Origin of the sequence: Duganella sp. LjRoot269, assembly GCF_964254095.1 — a bacterium.
Taxonomy (GTDB): domain Bacteria; phylum Pseudomonadota; class Gammaproteobacteria; order Burkholderiales; family Burkholderiaceae_D; genus Rugamonas; species Rugamonas hordei.
The window spans coordinates 4,946,207-4,970,685 of the sequence record NZ_CAXUSL020000001.1 but is presented as its reverse complement, the minus strand read 5'-3'; the positions used below and the strand labels follow the sequence as shown (position 1 = coordinate 4,970,685).

The window sequence follows — 24,479 nt, the reverse complement described above, 5'->3', positions numbered from 1 at the left end:
GCCGGAATCGCCGATGTAGCAGCGCAGCGCTTTTGCGCCCCGATGCGATGCGCGGCGCGCCCTTCAAGCACGCCTGCCATTTCGAGGCCAGCCCATATGCCGACTATCTGCGCCGGATGGCCATGCGGCGCGCCGCGCGGCGCCCCCTTTGTTGTTGGAGTACGACGAAGAGGGTTTCGATGGCACCAGCTGGCCTCAGTGCGCCGATCCTGTGCCGCAGGAATTGTCGCGCGAGCATGCGCCGGCGCGCCGAGCATACGATTTTTTGTTTTTACGTTGGTGAATTTGAGAATTGCTATTAGTTGATGCCGCAAGCAAAATTTGTACATCGCATTGTGATATCCAGCGATACAAAATGGGTCGCACGGCCTGAGAACAATGACGGAGATAAAATTGAAAGAATTTAAGAAAACGGCGATTGCCGCAGGCGTCGCCCAAGTGATGCTACTGGCCAGCGGCGCGGTATTTGCGCAAAGCGGCACCACACCCGCCGACAAGGACAAGGATGCCAATACCACCACGGTGATCGTGTCCGGCCAGCGCGCCGCGCTGGAGTCGGCATCGCAAATCAAGAAGAATTCGGATGAGATCGTCGATTCGATCGTGGCCGCCGACATCGGCAAGCTGCCGGACCGATCGGTGACCGAAGTGCTGCAGCGTATTCCGGGGGTGTCAATCGACCGCACCCAGATGCGCGCCGACCCGCTGCAAAGCGTGGGCGACGGCCACCAGCGCTTCGCCGCCGAGGGCACCGGCGTGTCGGTGCGCGGCATGAACTATGTGCGCTCGGAACTGAACGGGCGCGACTCGTTCTCAGCCAACGGCGGCCGCGCGCTGAGCTTTGAAGACGTGCCGCCCGAGCTGATGGCCGGGGTGGACGTCTACAAGAATCCGTCCGCCGAGCAAATCGAGGGCGCGATCGGCGGACTGGTCAACCTGCGCACCGCGTTGCCGTTCGACTATCCGGGCTTCAAGGCGGCAATGTCGCTGGAAGAATCGCGCGCCACCCGTAGCAACAAAAACAAGCCGGGCCTGTCCGGTCTGGTCTCGAACCGCTGGAAAACCCCGCTGGGCCAGTTTGGCGCGCTGCTCGACCTGGCGCATTCGGAAATTTCCACCGCCAGCGACAGCATGGGCATCAGCCCTTACATTCCACGCCTCGACCTGGTGCCCGGCCAGACTCGCTGGATCAGCCCGGGCGCGAGCTGGAGCTCGAACATTTTCAACCGTACCCGTGACGGCCTGTATGGCGCACTGCAATGGAAGAAAGACGATTGGTCTTCCTCGATGACCTACTTCAAATCGAAGTACAAGATGTACACTGAGGAGAGCGGCTTCTTCATGAGCACCACGCCGTCCACGCTGACCCTCGATCCGGGCGCGACCTTCGATTCCAAAGGGGCGCTGCTGACGGGCGTACTGCACAACCCGGTCGATGGCGGTTTCGGCCTGAGCAACGGCATCGGTTTCGGTACCGACGCGCGCCAGTCGAGCCGCCGGGCCGACACCGCCGACCTGGCCTGGAACGTCGACTGGCGCGCCAACGACCAGTTGTCGTTCCGCGCCGACCTGCAGCACACGCGCGCCACCAGCCAGGCTTATGACAACACGGTCGGCCTGGGCGGCTTCATGCCCAAGGAAACGGTGGATCTGCGCACCTCGGTGCCGACCTACACCTTCGACGCCAGCGACCGCGCCTGGTTGGCCGATCCCCATAACTACTACTGGAGCTTCGCCCAGGAGCACCGCGACGCGGCGGTGGCCACCCAGAATGTGGCTCGCCTCGACGGCAAGTTCGTGTTCGATTCGCCGGTGCTGCACGACCTGCGCTTCGGCGTGCGCCTGACCGACCGCGATTCGGACACCCAGCGTACCCACGGCGGCAATGGTGGCAACGAGTGGCAGAACATCACCCAGGCCTGGTCGGTCGGCAACAGCTGGCAGCCCTACAACCACTTCGCGGTGGTGACCGATCCGCGCCTGAGCCAGACCAACTATGTCGCGCACAGCTTCGGCAACTTCTTCAATGGCACGCTGCCGGCGGCGCCGACCATCATCGTACCGACCCAGGCGGTGGTGACCAGCTCCTTCAACTCGGTGCCGTCGTCGTACCAGGAAATCCACAACTACGCCAACTATTACTGCGCCAACCCGCCCGCCAACGGCGATTGCACCGGCTGGAAGCCGTCGGTATTTGGCGGTCCAACCGATACCAACCTGCAGAAAGAGCGCACCAAGGCCGCCTACGCGCAGTTGCGCTTCGGCTTCGACGACTTGCGCTATCCGGTCGACGGCAATGTCGGCATGCGTGTGGTGAAAACCAATGAAAAGGCGACCGGCATGTTCGTCTTCAGCCCGCCGACCGGCACCCAGGTGCAGGGCGTGCCCACGATTGCGGGCGTGAACGAGATGCGCACGATCGAGCACGACTACAGCAACGTCTTGCCGAGCCTGAACCTGCGCATGAAGGCCAACGAGGAGCTGCAGTTCCGCTTCGCCGCCTCGAAAGGCATGTCGCGGCCGGACTTCTACCAGATGCAGCAGTACACCTCGCTGAACCTGCAGGCGAACACGCACACCGACCCGGTGACCAAGCAGAGCGTGCTCGATTCGATCGACTACAAAGGCGACAATGCCGGCAACCCGCTGCTCAAGCCGGTCTTGTCGAACAACGTGGACTTGACGGCGGAGTGGTACTCCGGCAAAGGCAGTTCGCTGACGCTGTCGTTGTTTAACAAGCACATCAAGGACATCATCATCCAGCGCACCGTGATCAACAGGCTGACCGACTCCAGTGGCGCGACGCATGACTTCCTGACCAACGGGCCGGCCAACGGCGCCGATGGCCGCGCCTACGGCGCCGAGGTGGGCTTCCAGCATTACTTCGACAATGTGCCTGACTGGCTGAAGGGCATCGGGGTGCAGGGCAACTACACCTATATCCGCAGCAAGCAGGATATGCACGCCCCGGCCGGGCTGTGGTGCACGCCGAAAGGTACGCTGGACTCGGCCACCCTGATCGCCCTGGCCGGTTGCGACACCGACGGCCACGTGCTGGGCTCGTTGCCGATGCAGGGCATGTCGAAGAACGCCGCGAACTTTGCCCTGCTGTACGACAAAGGGCCGTGGTCGGCGCGTCTGGCCTATGCATGGCGGTCGGACTACCTGCAGGGCATCAATCTGTTCGGCAGCAACGGCAGCGATGGCGTCGACCTGAACCCGGACAGCCCGAACCGGGGCCAGCCAAGCTCGGCGAACTACGCGCTGCCGCTGTGGGGCGGAGCATACGGCCAGGTCGACTTTGGCCTGCAGTACAAGGTCAACGACAGGATCGGTGTGTCCTTTGACGTCGGCAACCTGACCAACGCCATGTACAAGCAGTACGTGCAGCAGCAGATCGGCCTGAAGGAGCACTTTGCCAACTTCACCGGCCGCAGCTACTACCTGAAGGCGCATTACGCGTTCTAAGTTGATGTCGCATCAGCCTCTTGCGGCCCGGCACGGCCGCGGGAGGCTTTTTCTTTGTTCGCCAAGGAACAACTGGAGCGACGACCCGACCTATGACGTGACTTATTGAGCAAGGAGTAGCTGAGATGAACGAGCAAGCGATTGGTAAAATTGTCATCGTCGGCGGCGGCACCGCCGGCTGGATGAGCGCTGCGGGACTGGCGCGTGTGCTGGGAGCATCGTGCCAGATCACGCTGGTGGAGTCGCCGGAAATCGGCACGGTGGGCGTGGGCGAAGCGACATTGCCGACGCTGCCGTATTTCAACCGCTCGCTCGGCATCGACGAGACGGACTTCATCCGCAAGACGCAGGCGACCTTCAAGCTTGGCATCGAGTTCAAGGACTGGGGCCAGGTTGGCAAGCGCTTCTTCCACGGCTTCAGCGACTACGGTCCGCCGGTCCAGGGCCGTTCGCCCTATCTGCACTGGATGCGGCTGGCGCGCGAATTCAAGGACATGCCGCCGTTCGAGGAATGGTCGATCACGGCGATGATGGCGCGCCGGCAGCGCTTTGCGCCGCCGTTCGAGCTGGTGCCGGGCGCCGGGCCGGCCTATTCCTACGGCTACCATTTCGACGCCGGGCTGTACGCGGCCTATCTGCGCGAGTACGCCACGCAGCGCGGCGTGCAGCGCGTGGAAGGCATGATCACCGAGGTGGAACAGCATCCCGAAACGGGCTTCATCACCGCCGTCAAGCTGCGCGACGGCCAGCGCATCGAGGGCGAGCTGTTCATCGATTGCTCGGGCTTCCGCGGCCTGCTGATCGAGGGCGTGTACCAGGCCGGCTACGACGACTGGAGCGCCATGCTGCCCTGTAACAGCGCGCAGGCGGTGCCGTGCGCCAAGGGCGAGCAGATCACGCCGTACACCATCTCGACCGCGCGCCCGGCAGGGTGGACCTGGCGCATCCCGCTGCAGCACCGCACCGGCAACGGCTACGTGTACTGCGACGGCTTCACTTCCGATGCGCAAGCGGGGCGGCTGCTGCTCGACAATCTGGACGGCGAAGCGCTGGGCGAGCCGCGCCAGCTGCGCTTTACCGCCGGGCGCCGCCGCAAGTCCTGGATCAAGAACTGCGTTGCGGTCGGGCTGTCGGGCGGTTTCCTGGAGCCGCTCGAGTCGACCAGCATCAACATCATCGAAAACGCGGTGGGCTGGCTGGTGCAGTTCTTCCCGGACCGCAGCTTCCGTCCCGAGCTGGCGAACGAATTCAACCGCCTGGTGTCGGAGCGCTACGCGTACGTGCGCGACTTCATCATCCTGCACTACAAGATCACCGACCGCAGCGACTCCGAGTTCTGGCGCTATTGCGCCAACATGCCGATTCCGGACACGCTGCGGCATCAGATCGAACTGTTCCGCGAAACCGGCCATGTCATGATTTACGACCAGCAGGGTTTCCGTGAACAGTCCCATCTGGCGATCCTGACCGGGCTCGGCGTGCAGCCCAAGGCGCACGATCCGCTGGCGGAGCTGCAGGATCTGCGCCAGGTGCAGGCCCACTTCTGGAATCTGCGCAATGCGATCGCGCGCGCGGTGGACGGCATGCCGGACCACGCGCAGTTCGTGCACAAGCACGTGGCGGCCGCTCCGGTCCGGCAGACCGCCGCATAGGCCGTGCTGATGCGGCGTCGTGGCAGATTTCATTTCCGTATTTGCCCATTTTAGTAATTGTGAGGCCCGCCCGGCGTACGTATGCTGCGGGCACTATCCATCCATTGTGTGAGGTGTAAATGCGTGTCCGTCATCAATCGCCTGAGCTGAGCGCTCGGATTCGCCGGCTGGCCGGTCTGTCGGCCATGGTGCTGCTGGCAAGCTGCGGTGGCGGCGGTGGCGGCGGTGGTGGCGGCGGACCGGCGCCGGCGCCGGCCCCATCCCCGACACCCACGCCGGCACCTGCGCCCACGCCAACCCCGACGCCGACGCCAACGCCAACGCCAACGCCGACGCCGGCGCCAACGGCGGCCGCCAGCTGGAAAAGCGTGAAGTGGGGCGGTGGCGGCTATGTCTCCGGCCTGATCTTCCATCCGACCTCCGCGAATGTGCTGTACGCACGGACCGATATCGGCGGCGCCTACCGCTGGGACCAGGCCGCCTCGGCCTGGACGCCGGTCACCGACGGCTTGGGTTTCGGCGCGGCCGAGAGCCGCTTCCACGGCATCGAAAGCATCGCCCTCGATCCGAACAACGACCAGCTGGTCTACATGATGACCGGCATGTACACGTTCGAGGGCAACGGCCGCCTCTATATCTCCAGCGACCGCGGCGACCACTGGACCCACGTCGACGTGCCGTTCGCGATGGGCGGCAACAACCCCGGCCGGGCCATGGGCGAACGCCTGATGGTCGATCCGAACAAGCCGTCCATCCTGTTCTACGGCTCGCGCACTGCCGGCTTGTGGAAGAGCGGGGATGCGGGCCAGAGCTGGAGCCAGGTCAGTTCGCTGTCCCCGCTCAAACTGAGCCCGGATCAGATCAGCGCCGCGGGCGGCGGGATGGGGATCGACCTGGTGCTGTACGACACCGGGACCAGGGGCAGCGGCAGCGCTACCCAGACCATCTACGCCGCCATCGCGCCGGACTATGCCGGCGCGGCGGGACTGAGCTCCAGCCTGTACAAGTCCGGCAACGGCGGCGCCAGCTGGACGCCAGTGCCGACGCCGGTGTCCGGCTACCACATCCCGCACATGGTGCGCGCCGCGGACGGCATGTTCTACGTCGTGTTCACCAAGGATGCCGGGCCGGGCGCCGGCGGTCCCGGCCGCTTCTACAAGTTCGACGGCAGCAACTGGACCCTGCTGAAGAGCGAGGATCCGCTCAACGGTACCAACTTCGGCCTCGGCGGCGTGTCGGTCTACGGCAGCGGCGCGACCACCCGTATCGCGCTGGGCGTGAGCAATTCCTGGGGCAGCTGGAGCGGCCAGCAGATCGTGCAGCTGTCCGACGACGGCGGCCAGACCTGGCGCGAAATCGAAGCCACCATGCCGGGCGAAACCGCCTCCGGCTGGGTTGACGATGTCGAGATCGATCCGTTCAACCGCGACCACATCCTGCACGTGCACGGCGGCGGCATCGTCGAGACCAGGAACGCCTCGGCGGCCACGCCAAGCTGGAGCGGCGCGGTCGCCAATATCGAGGAAACCGCGACCCTGGCCCTGGCGGTGGGGCCGGCCGGCGCACCCTACAAGTTCATCAACAGTGCGGGCGACATCGGCACCTGGGTCGAGACCGACCTCGGCACCAAGCCCGGCATGGGGCCCACCAGCAACTGGAGCAACGGCAACGCCGCCGACATGGCATGGAACGATCCGCTGTATATCGCCGGCGCGGGCGTAGCCAACTGGTCCGGCGCGGGCGGCTTCGGCTTCTGGTCCGGCGACGGCGGCAAGACCTGGTCGAACTTCGCGACCCTGCCTGCCGGCGCGCAGGCCAATACCAGCAACGCCGGGAACCTGGCGGTTCCGTCGCGCAACAACGTGGTCTGGGCGCCGGCCAACTCGGTGCCGTCCTACACCACCAATAGCGGCGCGAGCTGGACCGCGACCAACCTGCCGGCGCTTGCCGTGGTGGGGCAGGGCTGGGACCGCGGCTATCGCCTGGCCGCCGACCGCAAGAATCCGAACAAGGTCTATGCCTACGATTCGGGCGGCGCGGCCTGGGCCACGGCGGGCAAGGTCTACGTCTCGACCGATGGCGGCCATACCTTTGCGCTGAGCCAGGGCTCGGTGGCGGCGGGCCTGGCGCCCAACGCCTGGGGCAGCACTTCGATGGCGGTCAACCCCAACGCCGAAGGCGACCTCTGGTTGGCCGACGGCAACACCGTGTACCACTCGCTGGACGCGGGCGCGAACTGGACCAAGCTCAACGGTTTTGCCAGCGCCAACGGCGCGCAGGGCGCCAGCATCGTGTCCCTTGGCAAGGCGGCCTCCGGCGCTGCGTACTCGGCCGCGGTCTACGTGGTGGGGGCCATGAACGGCGTGTGGGGCATCTACCGCTCCGATGACGGCGGCGCCAACTGGACCCGCTTCAACGACGATGCGCATCAGTACGGCGGCATCGGCGTGCTGGCGGCGGACCAGAACATCTACGGCAGGATCTACTTCTCCGGCACCGGCCGCGGTCTGATCTACACCAATTAATTTCGCCTGCTGCCAAGTCGGCGCCGCGCGCGGCAACCGGCTTGCGCATGGCGCGCGGTTGCCGGCAACGGAGGCCCCGCGCCTCCGTTTTTTTCAAGGTGTCCGAAACCCGGTGTCAGGTCTGACATTCCATGCCCTGAGTGTGGCTGGTGAGGGAAAGAAACTGTTATGATGCGGCATCGCAGCCGGCAAAATAGCCGGCGCGGGAAGACAGTTCGGGACCGTATCGTATGCATGAATTCTACAAGAAGGCGCTGCTCGCGTTCATTTTTCTGGTCATTGCCGACGCGCTAGTGGCGTGTATGCTGGTGTATCAAAGTTATCTGTCGCTGTCCTTGCTGCCGGCAAAGAACGAAGACGCGCGCTGGCACTACGACACCTATACCGACGTCGCCACCGGCGGATCCTCGACGGTGCGCATGCATGACGGCTCGCGCGAGCGCATGCGGTTTGACTTCCGGTTGACCAACCAGGACCATTTTCCCTTTGCGTCCGTCCAACTCATGTTTGATGACGGCAAGGGGAAGCTGGCGCATGCGGATTGGTCAAAGTATGGAACGGTGACCTTCCTGGCCAAATGTGCGCCGGCCAACTCGATGTTCCTCGGGATTTCCACCCTGGACGAGAAATTCTCCAAGCCAGGCGATTTCCTGACCTACCGCTCGCCCGGCACCTATTTTTCCTGCACCGAACAGGGTGTGTCGGTATCGCTGGACCTGAACCGTTTCACCCAGCCCGACTGGTGGTTCGCGGCGATGAAACTCGAATTGTCGCAGCAGACCTACAAGCTGGACCATGTGGCAAAAATGCTGTTCGGGACCAGTGGCAACAGCCCCCGCAACAGGGACTCCTACCTGGAAATCAGCGAGCTGACTTTGCATGGACGCGATTACCGTTATCTGGTGGCGCTGGCGATTGTCATCGTGTCCAGCCTGACCATCTTTGCCATCTGGTTTTTCCTGGCTCATACGCGCGCGCTGACGGCAAGCATGGATTCGAAAATGAAAAAGGACCTGCCCTTGATGGCGTATCGCCAGTTGACGCTGGAGCCTTATAAAGACAAAGAAAAAGCGTCCATATTGCGGTTTATTGCGACCAATTACACGGACCCCGGATTGGATCTGGAACGCGTCATGAATGAAACTGGCGTCAACCGCAATAAAGTAAACGAAGTCCTGAAATCCGAACTGGACATGACATTCACCAGTTACCTGAATAAACTCCGGCTGACCGAGTCCGCCCGGTTATTGGCCGAGGCAAGCAGCGCAGCGGTGGCGGAAATCGCCTATTCCGTAGGTTACGCTAACGTGTCGTATTTCAATAAGCTGTTCAAGGAAGAATACGGCTGCACGCCGAAAGCTTTCCGCTCCATTGCAAAGCAGCAAGCACCCGCATCGCCCCCGCTGGCTTCCCCCGTCGATGCTTCGGCCTGAGCATTCGCATTCTTTGCAGAACCAATCGATGAAGGGCAGCCGATGTGGCTGCCCTTTTTTCATTCCATATCCAAACCGCCTGATGGCTTGGCCGTTGCGCTCTGCGCGTCCATGGCGACGTTTGCCGGAAGCATGTCGCCGACACGCGTCGCCGCGCCCATGACAAGTTGACCCAGGAACACCTCGTTGTAGAGGCAGAAGCGCTCGTGGCTGAACACGAGCGTCATGCTGCCCGCGACGGTCCCGTCGCGGTACAGGATCGGGGCTGCCACGCCATCGACGCCGTAGTCCAGTTCGCCGTGCGACACCCAATACCCATGGTCTTTGATTGTCTGCATGTGTACTTTGAAACTTTCCCAGTCGGGCCCGATGGCGCCGACATCCGCTTCGTGCTGATGCATTTTCCAAATTCGCTTCAGGCGCGCCTGCTTCAGGTGGGCCAGGATGACTTTGGAACTCGCGCTGCGGAAGGTGGGCACGGCCTTTCCGCGGCTGTAGGTCAGGGCCAGCTCCCTGTCGTCGCCCTCCTGATGAATGTTGATGATCTGGCTGTCGTAGATGGTTGCAAGCAGGCCGATGCCGCCGGTACTGGCGACCAGTTCGGCCAGGACGTCGCGACCGATATTCAGCAGCGGGTCGGTCTCCCGGATCTGATAGTCCAGCTGGATGATGCGGGGCCCGAGCCCATACGCCCCCATGTTGCTAACGAGTAATCCTACCTCCATTAATTCCTTGATATAGCGATAGCACGTCGTGCGCGTGAGTTTCAGCTCGTCCGCGATGGTGTCGGCGGTCAGTGCGGTGTGTTCCTTCGAGAACAACCCAAGTATGGAGAGCATCCGGGTGAGACTTGACATATAGGAAGGTGGCGAGGCGTTGGTGGGAGGGTAATGTTGGCTATTGTACTGCGCCGGAGTCCCTTCGGCTGGGGGCTGTTTATTTATAGTTTCAAATTGTGGGATTGCGACAAGTGTTGTTTTGCGGTCCACGCCTCTGACACCGCCCAACGCGCCGACTTCACGATGTGCTGATTTGGGATAACGCTCGGAACGTCCAAGGCCTAGACTCACTTCAATAGCACTAGCCTGTAATCAAGGAGTCTCGCATGGCCTACCAGGATTCTCGTTTTTGGCATCCGATGATGCATCCCGCCGCAATGAAGGAGCGTGAACCGCTGCGCATCGTTCGTGGCGAAGGCTGCCATGTATTCGACGATGCGAACCGAGAATTCGTCGACGCGGTCGCAGGGTTGTGGAATGTGAACGTCGGGCACAACCGCCCGGAGGTCAAAGCGGCGATCACCGCGCAACTGGACGAACTCGAGTACTTCCAGCTCTTCGATGGCGTGTCGCATCCCCGCGCGGAGGAACTCTCGGCGGAACTGGTCCGCATGCTGGCGAAGGAGGGCATGCAACGCGTCTTCTACGGCTCCAACGGTTCCGACGCGACGGAAACGGCGCTCAAGCTGGCGCGCCAGTACTGGAAGATCGCGGGGCAGGCCGAACGCACCAAGTTCATCGCGCTGAAGCAGGGCTATCACGGCAGTCACTTTGCCAGTGCCGCGCTCAACGGGAACGCGGTCTTCCGGCGCAGCTACGAGCCCAATATGCCCGGCTGCTTTCATGTGGAAAATCCCTCGGTGTATCGCAATCCGTTCACCACCGACCCGGAAGAGCTGGGACGCATCTGCGCCATGCTGCTTGAGCGCGAAATCGAGTTCCAAGGTCCTGCCACGGTGGCCGCCTTCATTGCGGAGCCGGTCCAGGGCGCCGGCGGCGTGATCGTCCCGCCGGCGAACTACTGGCCAATGGTGCGCGCCGTTTGCGACAAATATGGGGTCTTGCTCATCGCTGATGAAGTCGTCACCGGTTTCGGCCGTACGGGCAATCTGTTCGGCTCGCGCGGTTGGGGCGTGAAACCCGACATCATGTGCTTCGCCAAGGGGATCACGTCAGGGTATATCCCACTGAGCGCGACGGCGCTCAATGCGCGCGTGGCGCAGGCCTTCGACCACAGCGCCGACGCCTCCGGCGCCATCATGCACGGCTACACGTATTCCGGCCATCCCGTCGGCTGCGCCGCCGCGCTCGCGAGCCTGAAAATCGTGATCGAGGAAGAATTGCCGGGCAACGCGGCAAAACAAGGAGGCTACCTGCTGACGGCGCTGCAATCCTTCGTCGGCCGATTCGAGGCTATCGGAGAGGTGCGCGGCAAGGGGTTGATGCTGGCCATCGATCTGGTCAATGACAGGCAGACCCGCGAGCCGGTCAGCCCGACCTCCGGATACGCCTATGCCGTCGCGGAAGCCGTGCGCAAGCACGGCGTCATCGTCCGCCCCGTCGGCAGCCAAATCATTCTATCGCCGCCACTGGTGATCCAGCGCGAGGACGTGAACCGCATCGTCGAGGCGCTGGAGGCCGGTTTTAAAACAGTGCCATTTAACCGCACATAATTCATTCGGAGTTCTCATGACGTTAAACCTCAAGCATTTCATCGACGGCCAGTCCGTCGATGCCTCCGACCGGGCGACGATGAATCTCGTCAGCCCCGTCACCGAACAGGCTTTTGCAACGGCCGCAAGCGGCACCAGGGAGGACGTGGACCGCGCCGTCGCGGCTGCGCGTGCGCAACTCGACGGCGGGGCGTGGAGCCAGTTGCCCGCCGCCGCGCGCGGCAAGCTGATGAATCGCCTGGCCGACCTGGTCGAACGCGATGGCAAATTATTGGGCGACATGGATGCCCAATGCATCGGCCGCTCGCCGATGGAGCCGCAGATGATGGACGTGCCCAATGCCGTCGGCACGCTGCGCGCGGCGGCCGGCTGGGCCGACAAGCTCGAGGGACGCACGATCCCCACCGGCGGCTATATGGGCGTGAAGACGCTCTCCTATACCCGGCTTGAGCCGGTCGGCGTGGTCGGCGCCATCGTTCCCTGGAACGCGCCGTTGATGATCACCAGCTGGAAGCTCGCCTCGCTGCTGGCCGCCGGATGCACCGTGGTGATCAAGCCGTCGGAGGAGACCCCGCTGTCGGCCCTGCACCTGGCCGCCTTGTGCAAGGAGGCCGGCTTCCCGGACGGCGTGGTGAACGTGGTGACGGGATCGGGCGCGGTGGTCGGCAGGGCGCTGTGCGAGCACCCCGACGTCGACAAGATCACCTTCACCGGCAGTCCCGACGTCGGGCGGGAGATCCAGCGCGTGGCCGGTTCGATGTTCAAGCGCGTCACCCTGGAGCTCGGCGGCAAGAGCGCGCAGATCGTGTTTGATGACGCGTCGATCGACGATGCCGTGCGTGGCTGCGCGTTGGGCCTGTTTGTCAACCAGGGCCAGGTGTGCGCGGCGGGAACGCGCATCCTGGTTCAGCGCGGCGTCGCCAAGCGCTTTACCGAAGCCCTGGTACAGGCCGCGTCCCAGGTGCGGGTGGGCGATCCCGCGCAGCCGGGTGTGACGATGGGGCCGGTGGCCAAGAAAGGGCAGTTCGAACGCGTCAACCGCTACATCCAGCAGGGCATAGACGAGGGCGCGACGGTATTGGCGGGCGGCGTATCCGTGCACGAACGCGGATGGTTTGTCCGCCCGACCATCTTCGGCAATGCCGGCAATCAGATGAGCATCGCCCGCGAGGAGATTTTCGGACCGGTCGGCACCGTGATCGAGTTCGATACCGAAGAGGAAGCGATCGCCATCGCCAACGATTCGAGCTACGGCCTCGCGGCGACCGTCTGGACCACGAATCTGGCGCGCGCCCACAAGGTGGCGCACGCGGTCAAGGTGGGGGCGGTCGGGGTGAACTGCTGGAGTCCCCTCGATCCGAACCTGCCGTGGGGCGGCGTGAAGACCAGCGGCATCGGACGCGAGTGCGGCCTGACGGGCGTGCTGTCGTACACGGAAGAGAAAGTGATCACGGTGCTGCTGCCTTGATCCGCATACGTCTTATGGAGGTGGTTTGATGATCTTGAAAAATACTCGTGAGCGCTTCGGCACTGTCGCCAAGACCTTCCATTGGTCGATGGCCATCGCGTTCATCGCAGCCTACGTGATTGTGTACTACGTGATCTGGTTTATCGACCCGGAAACGAGCATCAAGCCACCGCTGTTCGGCATGCAAACGGATGACACGTTGGTGATCCCGCTGCTCAACCTTCATTGGGTGCTGGGTATTGCGGTCGGGGTCTTGGTCGTTCCACGGCTGCTGTGGAGGATATGGAGCCCGGCGCCGGATCCGGTGCCCGGATCGCGGATGGAACACCAAATGGCGCGCCTCGCCCACTGGGGCCTCTACCTTCTCATGATCATGATGCCGGTGACTGGATACATGAATACCAACGACCCGACGAATTTTGGCGTCTTTGTTGTGCCGGCGTTCAAGGACACTTCCCTGTATCACTGGATAGCGGCCGAATTCGCGCTGTCCTGGAAGGACGTTGAAACGCCGATGGAAGCGGTCCATCGTTTCCTGGGGCATTGGGTCGCATGGGTAGTCGTCGCATTGCACGCATCCGCAGCGTTGTTCCATCATTTTGCGCGGCGGGACGACACCTTGACCCGCATGCTGCCGGGCGCAGGGACGCACCCGAAACTGGATTAGCGGCAGCCCCCTTTGTATGTCGCAAGCTAATGAATTTAAGGAGATTTCAGATGATTTACCGACCTACCTCGCATGCTGGTTTCAAGATGAGTTTGATGGCCGCGTGTGCTTCCATCGCTCTGATGGCGGCGCGCCCATCGACCGCAGCCGACGCCTCCATGCTGGATAAGACACTCACCCCTTCCGGCGCTGAAAAAGCGGGGAACAAGGACGGCACGATACCCGCCTGGCAGGGCGCGGAGCCGGCCTTGCCCGGCTGGAGCTGGGGCAAGCCGCGGCAAGAGTACTGGAAGAACAAGGGCGAAAAGGCGTTGTTCTCCATCGACGCCAGCAACGCGGATAAATATGCGGACAAGTTGTCGGCGGGGCAGCTGGCTATGCTCAAGCAGATCAAGGGCTACCGCATGGATGTCTATCCGACCCATCGCGTATGCGGCGTGCCGGATTTTGTCGCCGCGAACACGAAGAAGAACGTCGGCACCGCGAAACTCGGCCCGGATGGATGGAGCCTGAAGGAAGCCTATGTGCCGGGATATCCATTCCCGATTCCTTCCAGCGGCGTCGAGGCGATGTGGAACTCGAAAATGCGCTACCGCGGCGTCGGCATCAATTACAAGAATCTCACCACGGCGGCCTCGCCGCGGCGCGGATCCGACGAGTGGATCAAGGCCGGTTCGGACCAGACCGTGTTCCTGCCTTCCGGAGTCAAGGGATCGACCCTGCTCTCGACCCTGCCGCCGGTGGAGTTTTATGTCTACTTCGCCTATAACACGCCGACCGCGCTGGCCGGGCAGTCGCTGGCCATTACCCAGTACCTGAATCAAGCGGAGAACGAGACGTTCTACTACTTCCCGGGGCAGCGCCGGGTTCGACGCATGCCGTCGTATTCACATGACGCGCCGCAGATCGGGTTTGAAAACCAGTACACCCTGGACGAGCCCCAGGTGTTCAACGGCGCGCTGGACCGCTTCGACTGGAAACTGGTCGGCAAGAAGGAAGTATACGTGCCGTATAGCGCGTTCGGCGCCTACGATTTCCGCGCGAAGTTCGAGGATGTCGCACAGCGCGATTTCATCGAGCCGGGCCACCGGCGCTATGAGCTGCACCGGGTGTGGGTGGTCGAGGCGACGGTCAAGGCCGGCATGCGCCACTCGGCGCCGAAACGAACTTTCTACCTGGATGAGGACAGCTGGGCGGCGCTGCTTGCCGATGACTATGACGGCCAAGGGAAGCTGTCCAAGGCCCGCGAGGGTTTCCAGATCCCCGTCTACGAGACCGGCAGCTGCGACGTGATGGCTTTTGTGCAGCACAACCTCACGGAAGGCCGCTACGTCTTCGATATCTCTTCAGTCGGCGCAGGACAGGACGTGCAGTGGGTGACCGAGCCGAATGGTCCCCGCTACAAGGCGGGATTCTATACATCGGAAAACCTCCGCGCCATCAGCGAGCGCTAACGGACATTTCCTCGGTGCGTACCAAACTGTCCTTTTAGGGAAAAAATCATGAAAAAAATAAATCCGCCGCTGTTCTGCACGATCGCCGCCCTGGCCATGTACGCCGATGCGGCGAACGCCACCACCTTCGGCACGGAAGCGATCACCGGCAGCATCGATTCGACGGTGTCCATCGGGACCGGGGTGAGGGCCGGCAACCCCTCGTGCGGCCTGATACTCAGCGGCGCCACGGGAGCGGGAGCGCCGGCGGGCTGCCTGGCGCCCACCTCCGCGCTGGGTGACCAGGGAGACCTGAACTACGCCAAAGGGGACCGCTTCACCACCTTCCTGAAGGGCACCCATGAGGTATTGCTCAAGATGCCGGCCGAGGACGTGACCTTTATGACGCGTGTGCTCTGGACGAAGGATATTTCCTCGACCCACACCACCGGATATACCAGCGCGGCGGACCCGGGTCAGCCCGCGGTCTCCAACGGACTCTCGGACGCTGCGCGCGACGATCTGCGCTTCAAGGCGCGCCTGCTTGATTTCTGGGTCAGCAAATCCTTCGACCTGGGCGATCAGCGGGCGCGCGTTCGTGTCGGCAACCAGGTCATCAGCTGGGGTGAAAACCTGTTCCTGTCGGGCGGGATCAATAGCACCAACGCGGTCGACATCATGAAGCTGTCCCAGCCCGGCACGCAATTGAAGGAAGCGATCTTGCCCGCGCCCATGGCCAGTTTCGCCACCGGCCTGGGGCATGGCTTCAATTTCGAGGCCTACGTCCAGGCCAAATGGAATGAAAGTTATTTCCCTCCGACCGGCAGCTACTGGTCGGACGTCAATGGCCTGGGAAAGGGCGATTCCGCCTATGGACTGACCACCACCAAGGCGCGCAACGGCGGACAGTGGGGCGCCTCGCTGCGTTACCAGCCGGCGGGAACCCAGATGAATCTCGGCCTGTACGCGATGAATTATCACGACAAGGCACCGGCCTTCAGTTTCAATACCCACGACACGGGCGTGGTGGGATGGACTTTTCCTGAAGACCGCAAGCTCTTTGGCGCCAGCTTGAATTTCCCGCTGGGCGATTGGGCGATCGGTTCGGAATTGTCATACCGTCCCCGGGACGCCGTGGCCTTGAATTCCGCTGTCAGCGGATGCGCATCGCAGAACGGCAATTGCTGGGTCGATAATCATAAGGCGCAGGCCGCCCTCACGGGCTTGTATTCGGCGACACCGAGCAACGCCAAGGGCTTGCTCGACTTCCTCAAAGCCGACACCGCCACGCTGATGGTCGAGGCGGTGGGGATCTACTATCCCGGCTTGAAACAGACGTACGCCGGCGATCCGATATCGGCCGGTGGATGGGGCTGGGGGCAGGAGACCAATCCGCTCGGGACACCCAGGCCGGTGGGCACCAAGGCCTCCTACGGCTGGAATTTCGACTTCAGCTGGGTGTACGACGGGACCCTCGTTCCAGGCTGGCAGGTGGTGCCGGAGGTGTACTACTTCCAGGCCTTGAAGGGCCGTACGCCGAACAGCGCGGGCACTTTCATGGAAGGGGCGAAATCGGCCAATCTCACCGTCTCGTTCATCAAGAATCCGGCCAGCTGGCAGGCGGCGATTAACTATTCGAAGTTCTGGGGCGGCTCCACCGTCTTCGATCAGCCGTATCGCGACCGTAGCTTCGTCGGCATCACCGTGTCCAGGAACTTCTAACTACCATGCGTATTGATCACGAAATATCCGGCAAGGAGGGATGGCTGATACGCGCTGTGCGGCGGCTGGAGACCTCTGTCTTCAGCCATCGCCTGCCGATCCTGGCCGGCCTGCTCGCGCTGACCGTCCTGATGGCCTGGTTTGGCATGCAGCTCCATATGGATGCCGGCTTTGAAAAGCAATTGCCGATTGGTCATGAGTACGTCCAGACGTTCCAGCAATATCGGGCCGATGTCCTGGGCGCCAACCGGTTGACGGTGGTCGTCAAGGCGCGCAAGGGGACTATCTGGACACCCGCCGCGCTGACCAGGCTCTACGAGGTGACGCAGGCGGTTTCGTTTCTTCCGAATATAGAGCGGCTGGGTGTCCAATCGCTGTGGACGCCGAACAGTTTCGTCAACGAGATCACGGAGGAGGGCTTTCGCGCCGATCCGCTGATCGACGGCACGATCACGCCGGAACGCCTTGATCCCGCGATTATCGCCAAGATACGGCAATCGGCGATCCAGGGTGGATTTGTCGGCACGCTGGTGGCGCGCGACGGCAGCAGCGCGATGATCACGGCGGAGCTGATCGAGTTCGACGCCAACGGCCAGAAGCTGGACTATGTCGCCTACAACCGGCAAATGGAGGACAGCATCCGCCGCAAGTTCGAAGATGCGAATTATGAAATCCAGATCATCGGCTTCGCCAAGCAGATCGGCGAGATCGCCGACGGCGCTTCCTCGGTGCTGGGATTTTGCGCCATCGCGCTGCTGCTGACCGCGCTGGCGGTGTATTGGTACTGCCACTCCGTCAAGCTTACGTTGCTGCCTATCGCTTGTTCGCTGACTTCGCTGGTATGGCAATTCGGCACCTTGAAGTTGCTGGGATTCGGACTGGACCCGCTCGCGGTGCTGGTGCCGTTCCTGGTATTCGCCATCGGTGTGTCGCACGGCGTACAGCAGATTAATTTCATTGTCCGCAGGATATCGCAAGGCCGCACGGTGTTGGACGCATGCCGGGACAGTTTCACCGGCTTGCTGATTCCAGGCACGCTCGCGCTGGCGACCGCGCTGGTCTCGTTTGTCACGCTGTTGCTGATACCTATTCCGATGGTGCGCGAACTGGCGATCGCGGCGTCGTTCGGCGTCGCCTACAAGATCGTCACGAACCTGCTGATGTTGCCGCTGGCCGCTTCGTACATTCGTTTCAACGCGATGTTTGCTGCCGGAACGATACGCCGGCGCGATGACCGCGCCAAGTGGCTGAGGTTCCTCGCACGCATCGCCATACCTCGGAATGCCCTGGTGACCTTGATGGTGGCGGCCGTGGTGCTTGGATGCGCGGTGTGGCAAAGCCGCGACCGCGTGGTCGGCACCCTGCAGGCCGGCGCGCCCGAATTGCGCGCGGACGCCCGCTACAACCGCGACGCCTGGTCCGTCGCGTCGAATTACGACACGGGACTGGATTGGCTGACCGTGGTCTTTGAAGCGCCGGTGCATACGTGCGACAACGTGGCGCTGGGGGTGTTCCAGGATCAGTTCTCCTGGGCGATGCAGCCGGTCGCGGGCGTTCTGTCCGTGGAGTCGTACTCCGGCAAGCTGCGCCAATACAACGAAGGCTACAACGAGGGCAACCCCAAGATGAACGTGGTGCCCATCGACGCCGCGAACTACGCGGCCTTGTCCACCGAGGTCGCCAGGGTGCGCGGCGCGATGCGCAAGGATTGCAGCATGACGGCGGTGCACCTGTACCTCACCGACCACAAGGCGGCAACCATCAACCGGGTGATCGCACAGGTAAAGGCCTTCCGCGACACGCATCCGACGAACATCGCGACCATCCGCCTCGCGGCCGGGAACGCCGGCGTGCTGGCCGCCGTGAACGACGAGCTGGAGCGTAGCGAATTGCCGATGATGCTATACGTCTATGCCGCGATCATTATTCTGGTGTTCGTGGTGTATCGCGACCTGCGGGCGGTGGTGTCCTGCTGCGTACCGCTGACCATCGGGACCTTTATCGGCTATTGGTTCATGAAGGAACTGCAAATCGGCCTGACCGTGGCCACGCTGCCGGTCATGGTGCTGGCGGTGGGCATCGGTGTCGATTACGCGTTCTATATCTACAACCGCCTGCAGTTGCATCTGGCCGGCGGTCAGACGATCACCAAGGCGCTCGAAAACTCGTTGCTGGAAGTCGGTGTCGCGACGATCTTCACCGCGGTCACGCTTGCCATCGGGGTGGCGACCTGGTCCTTCTCGGCGCTGAAGTTCCAGGCGGACATGGGCAAGCTGCTTGCGTTCATGTTCATGGTCAATATGCTGACGACCATGACGGTATTGCCCGCGCTGGCCGTCTGGCTCGATCGTCTGTTCCCGCGCCGGTCGCCGCCGCGCGTTCCTGGTCTCTTGACTCATTAAGGGTATGACGATGTTTTTTACAAAGAACCGAATCGCCGGCGCCGCGATTGCCGCCTGGCTTGCGCTTGGGGTAGCCGATGCCGGCTTCGCCGCCGACGCCGCCTTGCGTCCGGAGCCGGCCGTGCGCGCCGCGCACGCCGCCACCGCGACGACGCTCGATGCCGCGTGGGCCGGAACGCGTGTTGTCGCGGTCGGCGATCATGGCGTGGTCGAGCTATCCGACGACCAGGGATTGAGTTTTCGCCAGGCGCGCTCGGTCCCGGTGAGCACGATGCTCAATTCCGTGAGTTTTGCCGATGCCCGGTCGGGCTGGGCGGTTGGCCACTGGGGCGTGATTCTTCACACCCGGGACGGAGGCGAAAGCTGGGAACTTCAGCGCCTGGCGGCCGACGAGGATCGCCCGCTGTTCGCGGTCCATTTCTTCAATGCCCGCGAAGGCGTGGCGGTCGGCTTGTGGTCGCTCGTGCTGGTGACGGAGGATGGCGGCAAGACGTGGCAGAAGCAGACATTGACCCCTCCGCCCGGCTCGGCCAAGGCGGACTTGAATCTGTTTGGCTTGTTTGCCGGCCCTGCTGGTATTCTCTATGCAGCGGCTGAACACGGCATGGTGCTGCGGTCCGCCGACCGGGGCCGAACCTGGACCTATCTCGGCACGGGATATCGGGGTTCGTTTTGGAGCGGAATCGGCCTGGCCGATGGCACGCTGGTCGTCGCGGGACTGCGGGGCAGCATGTACCGCAGTACGGATCAGGGAGCGCACTGGTCGCCGGTGACAACGGGCCTGAAGAGTTCGATCACGCGCCTGGTGGAGGCCAAGGGCAAGCTGCTTGCCGTCGGATTGGATGGCCGGCACATCGTCAGCGACAATGGCGGGCTGAGTTTTTCCAATACAAGCACGGCAGGCGGAGCGTCGTTGACTGCGGCCCTGATTGCCGCCGATGGCCGGCAGATATTGTTCTCGACGACAGGGCCAGTGCCGCCCGCGGCACCCCAGAGAAATTGAAGGAGACTAAGTAATGAATATGTTGGAAGAAACCCGCCTGATGGAGGTGGAAGGGCTGCCGGTGCAATCCACGGAGCTGCGGCGAGGCACCTTGGGTGTGGGTTTGATCGTCCTGCTGGTTATCTCGGCGGCGAGTCCGCTCAGCGTCGTGGCCGGGGGATTCCCGATCGGAATCATGCTGGGCAATGGCGCGGGGACGCCGGCCCTGGTCATCCTGGCCTTGCTTCTGTTATTGGCGTTCGCCGCAGGCTATACGGCGATGGCGGGGCAGGTGACCAATGCCGGCGGTTTCTATGCCCTCATTGCCCGGGGACTTGGCGGCCATGTCGGCGGCGCCGCGGCGGTGATCGCCATTGTCGGTTACAACACCCTGCAATTCGCCTTGTACGGGATGTTCGGCGCGGTGACCTCGGACTCGTTGCTGGCCGTATTTGGCGTACACGTGCCGTGGTGGGCATGCGCGTTCGCCGCGATGGGCACCATCGCGGTATTCGGCTATCGCCGAATCGACTTGTCGGCCAAGGTGTTGGCGCTGTTCGTCATTGCCGAATACGCGACCGTCTTCTTTCTCGACGTCTCCATCTTGAGGGCCGGCGGCGACAGCGGCATAACGTTAGCGTCGTTTACACCGTCGGTCGTCAAAAGCGGCAATCCTTCCATCGGGCTGCTGTTCTGCTTTGCCGCCTTTATCGGGTTTGAGGCGACCACCATCTACGGCGAAGAGGCGAAAAATCCGCGCAAGAATATACCGCTGGCCACCTACATCTCGGTATTGCTGATCGGGTGTTTCTATGCGGTGTCGCTATGGTGCATGGTGGTGGGCGCGGGGCCGGACAAGGTCGTGGCCATCATCCAGGCATTGGCCGACCCGACGATGTTCCTCTATACGCTGTCGGACCGTTACGCCGGCCCCGTCTTGACCACCATTCTGCGCGGGCTGTTCATCATGAGCGTGTACGCCGGGCTGCTGGCATTCCACAATGCGACCGCCCGCTATTTCTACGCCATGGGCCGCGAAGGCCTGTTTCCATGTGTGCTGGGCCATACCCACCGCGAACACCAGAGTCCTCACAAAGCCTCGGTGCTGCAAAGCGTGCTGTGCGCCTGCGTGGTGCTGCTGTTTGCGGTGAATGGCGCCGATCCTGTCCTGACCTTGTTTGCGTGGCTGTCCAATCTGGCGACGCTGTGCATCATGCTGCTGATGTCGCTGACCAGCGCCGCCGTCGTTATTTTCTTTTTGCGAAACAATGACGGCAGATTGGGGAAAATGCGTACGCTGATACTGCCTGTCGTCTCCGGCATCGGGCTGATGGCCATCCTGTTGCTGGCCGTGATGAATTTTCACGTGTTGACGGGCGCCAGCCGGTTCACGTCGTATGCGCTGATTTGCGTGATCCCGCTGGCCTTCGTCGGTGGCCTGGTGGCCGCGCGCCTCTTGTGCAATGCCGATGCGGTGCGCTTTGCCGGCCTCGGCCAAGACCGTAACTGAGAAAATGAAAATGACACTTCGGGCGCGCATGAGTGCGGTAATTGGCTTTCTTTGCCTGTTGGCCATCGCCATAGGCCTGGTGGGACTGTACGGCATGAACAAATCCAACGAGGGATTGAAGGCCGTCTACGAAGACCGCACCAAGGCCCTGGAGCGGGTGTCACGCATCGATATTCTCCTGGTGCAGAACCGGCTCGCCATCGCCGAGGCGCTGTTGAATCCCATCGCAACCGAGATCGACGCCGACGCTGAGCTGATCAAAAAAAATTCCGCGGAAATCGCCCGGATCTGGAACGCGCACATGGCCGCCCCCCATACACCGCAGGAAGCGCAGCTGGCGCGCAAGTTCGACTTGAATTACGCGAGGATGGTCAAGGAAGGGGTGGCGCCGACCACCGCCGCGCTGCGGGAAGGTAACATCGATCTTGGCGGCCAGATGAAGGAGAATCTCCGGCTGCTGATACCCGCGGTGACCGACGGCATAGATACGCTGCGCAAGCTGCAGGTCGAGGCGGTCAGGACAGAGTATGAGCAGTCCAGTGCGCGCTACGTTTCGCTGCGCAGCGCGATCATCGTTGCGATCGCGTCGGGGGTGATGATCGCCGCCGTGGTCGGATTTTTCCTGATACGCAGGACCTATCGCCAGCTCGGCGGCGAACCGGAATACGCATTGCAGATCGTGCGCGGTATCGCGGCCGGCGACCTGACCGTGGATGTCGCCACCGGGAAGGGCGATGAACAGAGCCTGTTGTTTGCCATGCAGGCGATGCAGCGCAATTTGCTGCGGACGATAGAAGAAATCAGGCAATCAACGGCAGCCATCGCCACCGCGTCGACGCAGATCGCGGTCGGCAACCTCGACCTGGCCTCCCGCACCGAACAACAAGCGGGTTCGCTGGAAAAGACCGCGGCCGCGATGGATGAATTGACCAGCACCGTGAAGCGGAGCGCCGACAACGCGCGGCAAGCCAATCAACTGGCCGGGTCGGCCTCGGATCTCGCGCTCAAAGGCGGAGCCGCTGTCGCGCAAGTGGTCCACACGATGGATGCGATCAATGCGGCGGCCAGGAAGATCGTCGACATCATCGGCGCCATCGACGCCATCGCGTTCCAGACCAACATCCTGGCGTTGAATGCGGCCGTCGTGGCGGCGCGCGCGGGGGAGCAGGGACGCGGCTTCGCCGTGGTCGCCGCCGAGGTGCGCGGCCTGGCGCAACGGGCGGCGGCGGCGGCCAAGGAAATAGCGGTGCTCATCAATGATTCGGTCGGCAAGGTAGACGTGGGCCGCAAGCAGGTGGCCGAAGCCGGTTCGACCATGAACGAGATCGTCGACAGCGTCAAAATCCTGGCGGACATGATGAGCGGTATTTCTGAAGCGAGCCACCAGCAGAGCACAGGCATCGACCAGATCAATCTGTCCATCATCCAGATGGATGCGGTCACGCAGCAGAATGCCGCCCTGGTCGAGCAGGCGGCCGCTGCAGCCGAATCGCTGCAGGATCAGGCGGGCAATCTGGTGCAGGCGGTCGACGTGTTCAAGACCGACCGCGTGCGTGCCGTCGCACCCGTTGCATTGGCCCCGGCAGCCCTGCGGCGCGCGCGGCCTCGCGACCGGACCGTGGAGATCGCGTGAATGCCAGCGACACGCTGTTATTCAAGCTCTACGGCTGCCAGGACGAGCCGGCGCAGTGGACCGCCGTCCTGGACCAGCTGTGCCTGGCGACCGGCGCTCATTCCGCCGTGCTCCAGTCCGTCAAACTGGGCGGCGCCCGGCCGTCCATCGGCTGGATGGCCGCCGATTCCCTCACGCTGAGCCGCGAGACGGCGCCGGCCGGTGTGGCCGGCCCCGACAATCCTCGGTTCGACGCGCGGCGCATGGCGCGCGCCCTGGGGCGTATCAGCCGCGACGAGGACTTGTTCGACCGTGACGATCCGGCCCAGCACCTCTTGCACGAACAACTGGCGCAGCATCGCCTGGGGCGCTTCATCGGCAGCCTGCAACAGATCGATGCCGACACCTACCTGGGCCTGGCCTTGCATCGGGCCGTCGACGACCAGGACGATTTCTCCGCCCTCCAGGCCGGCCGCCTTGGCATGTTGGCGCCGCATTTTGGCCAGGCCATAGGCTTGCAGTCGCGCCGGCAGGACGGCGCCGATCTTGACCAGCGGTTGCGCCGGCACCTGGACCGCTTGCGCTGCGGCTTGATTGTGTGCGCCGGCGATGGCCGGGTGCAGTGGATGAACCGCAGCGCCCAAGCCACGCTGGCGGGGAGCCGCGGCGTGTCCCTGCGCGCCGGGTGCCTGAGGGCGGCCGGCGCGGCCGCCGACGCGCGCCTGCGCCGGGACCTCAGCGAGCTTGCCGATGGCGGCACCGGCGGCATCCGCTACCTGAGCTTGGGCCAGGGAGCGGATTGCCTGCATCTTGCGCTGCAAGGGCTGTGTCTGGAGCCGCGCGCACCCGGCGGCGCCACGTCGGTGCTGCTGGCCGTGACGGGCGCCGGCGCCGGTGCGCCGATTTCAGCGGCCGCCATCGTCACCCTGTTCGGGCTGACGCCAGCCGAGGCGTGCCTGGTGGCCGGCCTGGTGGCCGGCTACTCCCTGGAACAATACGCGGTCCGGCGCGGCGTCTCGCTCGGTACCGTGCGCGGACAGCTCAAGCAGGTACTGGGCAAGACCGGCGCCACGCGCCAGGCGGAACTGGTGCGCCTGGTGTTGTCGTCCGTGGCCGCCCAACTGCTCGACAGCGCCACCCTGTTCTGAGCGGC

The 24,479-nt window shown here is 63.1% G+C and carries 15 protein-coding genes; 14 read left to right on the top strand and 1 reads right to left on the bottom strand.

Going from position 1 to position 24,479, the window contains the following annotated elements:
• The first annotated feature begins 393 nt into the window (after positions 1–393).
• From ACSQ3S_RS22165 to ACSQ3S_RS22150, 4 genes are all read left to right on the top strand, one after another.
• The gene (locus tag ACSQ3S_RS22165) at positions 394–3,468 is read left to right on the top strand and encodes a TonB-dependent receptor (protein ID WP_353403097.1); all 3,075 of its coding nucleotides are present in this window, start codon (positions 394–396) and stop codon (positions 3,466–3,468) included.
• Positions 3,469–3,593: 125 nt separating this feature from the next.
• Positions 3,594–5,120, top strand: coding sequence for a tryptophan halogenase family protein (locus ACSQ3S_RS22160; protein WP_436143797.1), 1,527 nt, complete (start codon positions 3,594–3,596; stop codon positions 5,118–5,120).
• A 119-nt stretch (positions 5,121–5,239) separates the two neighbouring features.
• Positions 5,240–7,645 carry a dockerin gene (locus tag ACSQ3S_RS22155; RefSeq protein ID WP_436143796.1) on the top strand — a complete coding sequence of 802 codons (2,406 nt, stop codon included), beginning with the start codon at positions 5,240–5,242 and terminating at the stop codon, positions 7,643–7,645.
• Between the two features lie 230 nt (positions 7,646–7,875).
• A complete protein-coding gene (locus ACSQ3S_RS22150) occupies positions 7,876–9,078 on the top strand; it encodes a helix-turn-helix domain-containing protein (protein WP_436143795.1) in 1,203 nt (400 codons plus the stop codon).
• Between the two features lie 59 nt (positions 9,079–9,137).
• Here ACSQ3S_RS22150 and ACSQ3S_RS22145 read toward each other — a convergent pair whose 3' ends face one another.
• Positions 9,138–9,935 carry an IclR family transcriptional regulator gene (locus ACSQ3S_RS22145; protein ID WP_353403101.1) on the bottom strand — a complete coding sequence of 266 codons (798 nt, stop codon included), beginning with the start codon at positions 9,933–9,935 and terminating at the stop codon, positions 9,138–9,140.
• Positions 9,936–10,183: 248 nt separating this feature from the next.
• On the opposite strand from ACSQ3S_RS22145, the gene ACSQ3S_RS22140 reads away from it, so the two are divergent.
• From ACSQ3S_RS22140 to ACSQ3S_RS22095, 10 genes are all read left to right on the top strand, one after another.
• On the top strand, positions 10,184–11,530 hold the full coding sequence (locus ACSQ3S_RS22140) for an aspartate aminotransferase family protein (protein WP_436143794.1): 1,347 nt from the start codon (positions 10,184–10,186) through the stop codon (positions 11,528–11,530).
• A 16-nt stretch (positions 11,531–11,546) separates the two neighbouring features.
• The gene (locus ACSQ3S_RS22135) at positions 11,547–12,998 is read left to right on the top strand and encodes an aldehyde dehydrogenase family protein (RefSeq protein ID WP_353403103.1); all 1,452 of its coding nucleotides are present in this window, start codon (positions 11,547–11,549) and stop codon (positions 12,996–12,998) included.
• A gap of 28 nt (positions 12,999–13,026) precedes the next feature.
• On the top strand, positions 13,027–13,665 hold the full coding sequence (locus tag ACSQ3S_RS22130; RefSeq protein ID WP_436145065.1) for a cytochrome b: 639 nt from the start codon (positions 13,027–13,029) through the stop codon (positions 13,663–13,665).
• A gap of 86 nt (positions 13,666–13,751) precedes the next feature.
• The gene (locus ACSQ3S_RS22125; RefSeq protein ID WP_413449566.1) at positions 13,752–15,119 is read left to right on the top strand and encodes a DUF1329 domain-containing protein; all 1,368 of its coding nucleotides are present in this window, start codon (positions 13,752–13,754) and stop codon (positions 15,117–15,119) included.
• A gap of 48 nt (positions 15,120–15,167) precedes the next feature.
• Positions 15,168–16,820, top strand: a complete 1,653-nt coding sequence (locus tag ACSQ3S_RS22120) for a DUF1302 domain-containing protein (RefSeq protein ID WP_436143793.1) — start codon at positions 15,168–15,170, stop codon at positions 16,818–16,820.
• A 5-nt stretch (positions 16,821–16,825) separates the two neighbouring features.
• Positions 16,826–19,222, top strand: a complete 2,397-nt coding sequence (locus ACSQ3S_RS22115; protein ID WP_436143792.1) for an efflux RND transporter permease subunit — start codon at positions 16,826–16,828, stop codon at positions 19,220–19,222.
• Between the two features lie 10 nt (positions 19,223–19,232).
• On the top strand, positions 19,233–20,225 hold the full coding sequence (locus tag ACSQ3S_RS22110; RefSeq protein ID WP_436143791.1) for a WD40/YVTN/BNR-like repeat-containing protein: 993 nt from the start codon (positions 19,233–19,235) through the stop codon (positions 20,223–20,225).
• Between the two features lie 13 nt (positions 20,226–20,238).
• The gene (locus tag ACSQ3S_RS22105) at positions 20,239–21,714 is read left to right on the top strand and encodes an APC family permease (RefSeq protein ID WP_436143790.1); all 1,476 of its coding nucleotides are present in this window, start codon (positions 20,239–20,241) and stop codon (positions 21,712–21,714) included.
• Between the two features lie 4 nt (positions 21,715–21,718).
• The gene (locus ACSQ3S_RS22100) at positions 21,719–23,347 is read left to right on the top strand and encodes a methyl-accepting chemotaxis protein (protein ID WP_436143789.1); all 1,629 of its coding nucleotides are present in this window, start codon (positions 21,719–21,721) and stop codon (positions 23,345–23,347) included.
• Positions 23,344–24,474 (top strand): helix-turn-helix transcriptional regulator, encoded by a 1,131-nt coding sequence (locus ACSQ3S_RS22095; protein WP_436143788.1) that lies wholly within the window; start codon positions 23,344–23,346, stop codon positions 24,472–24,474. The genes ACSQ3S_RS22100 and ACSQ3S_RS22095 overlap by 4 nt, the downstream gene beginning before the upstream one ends.
• Positions 24,475–24,479 lie beyond the last annotated feature (5 nt).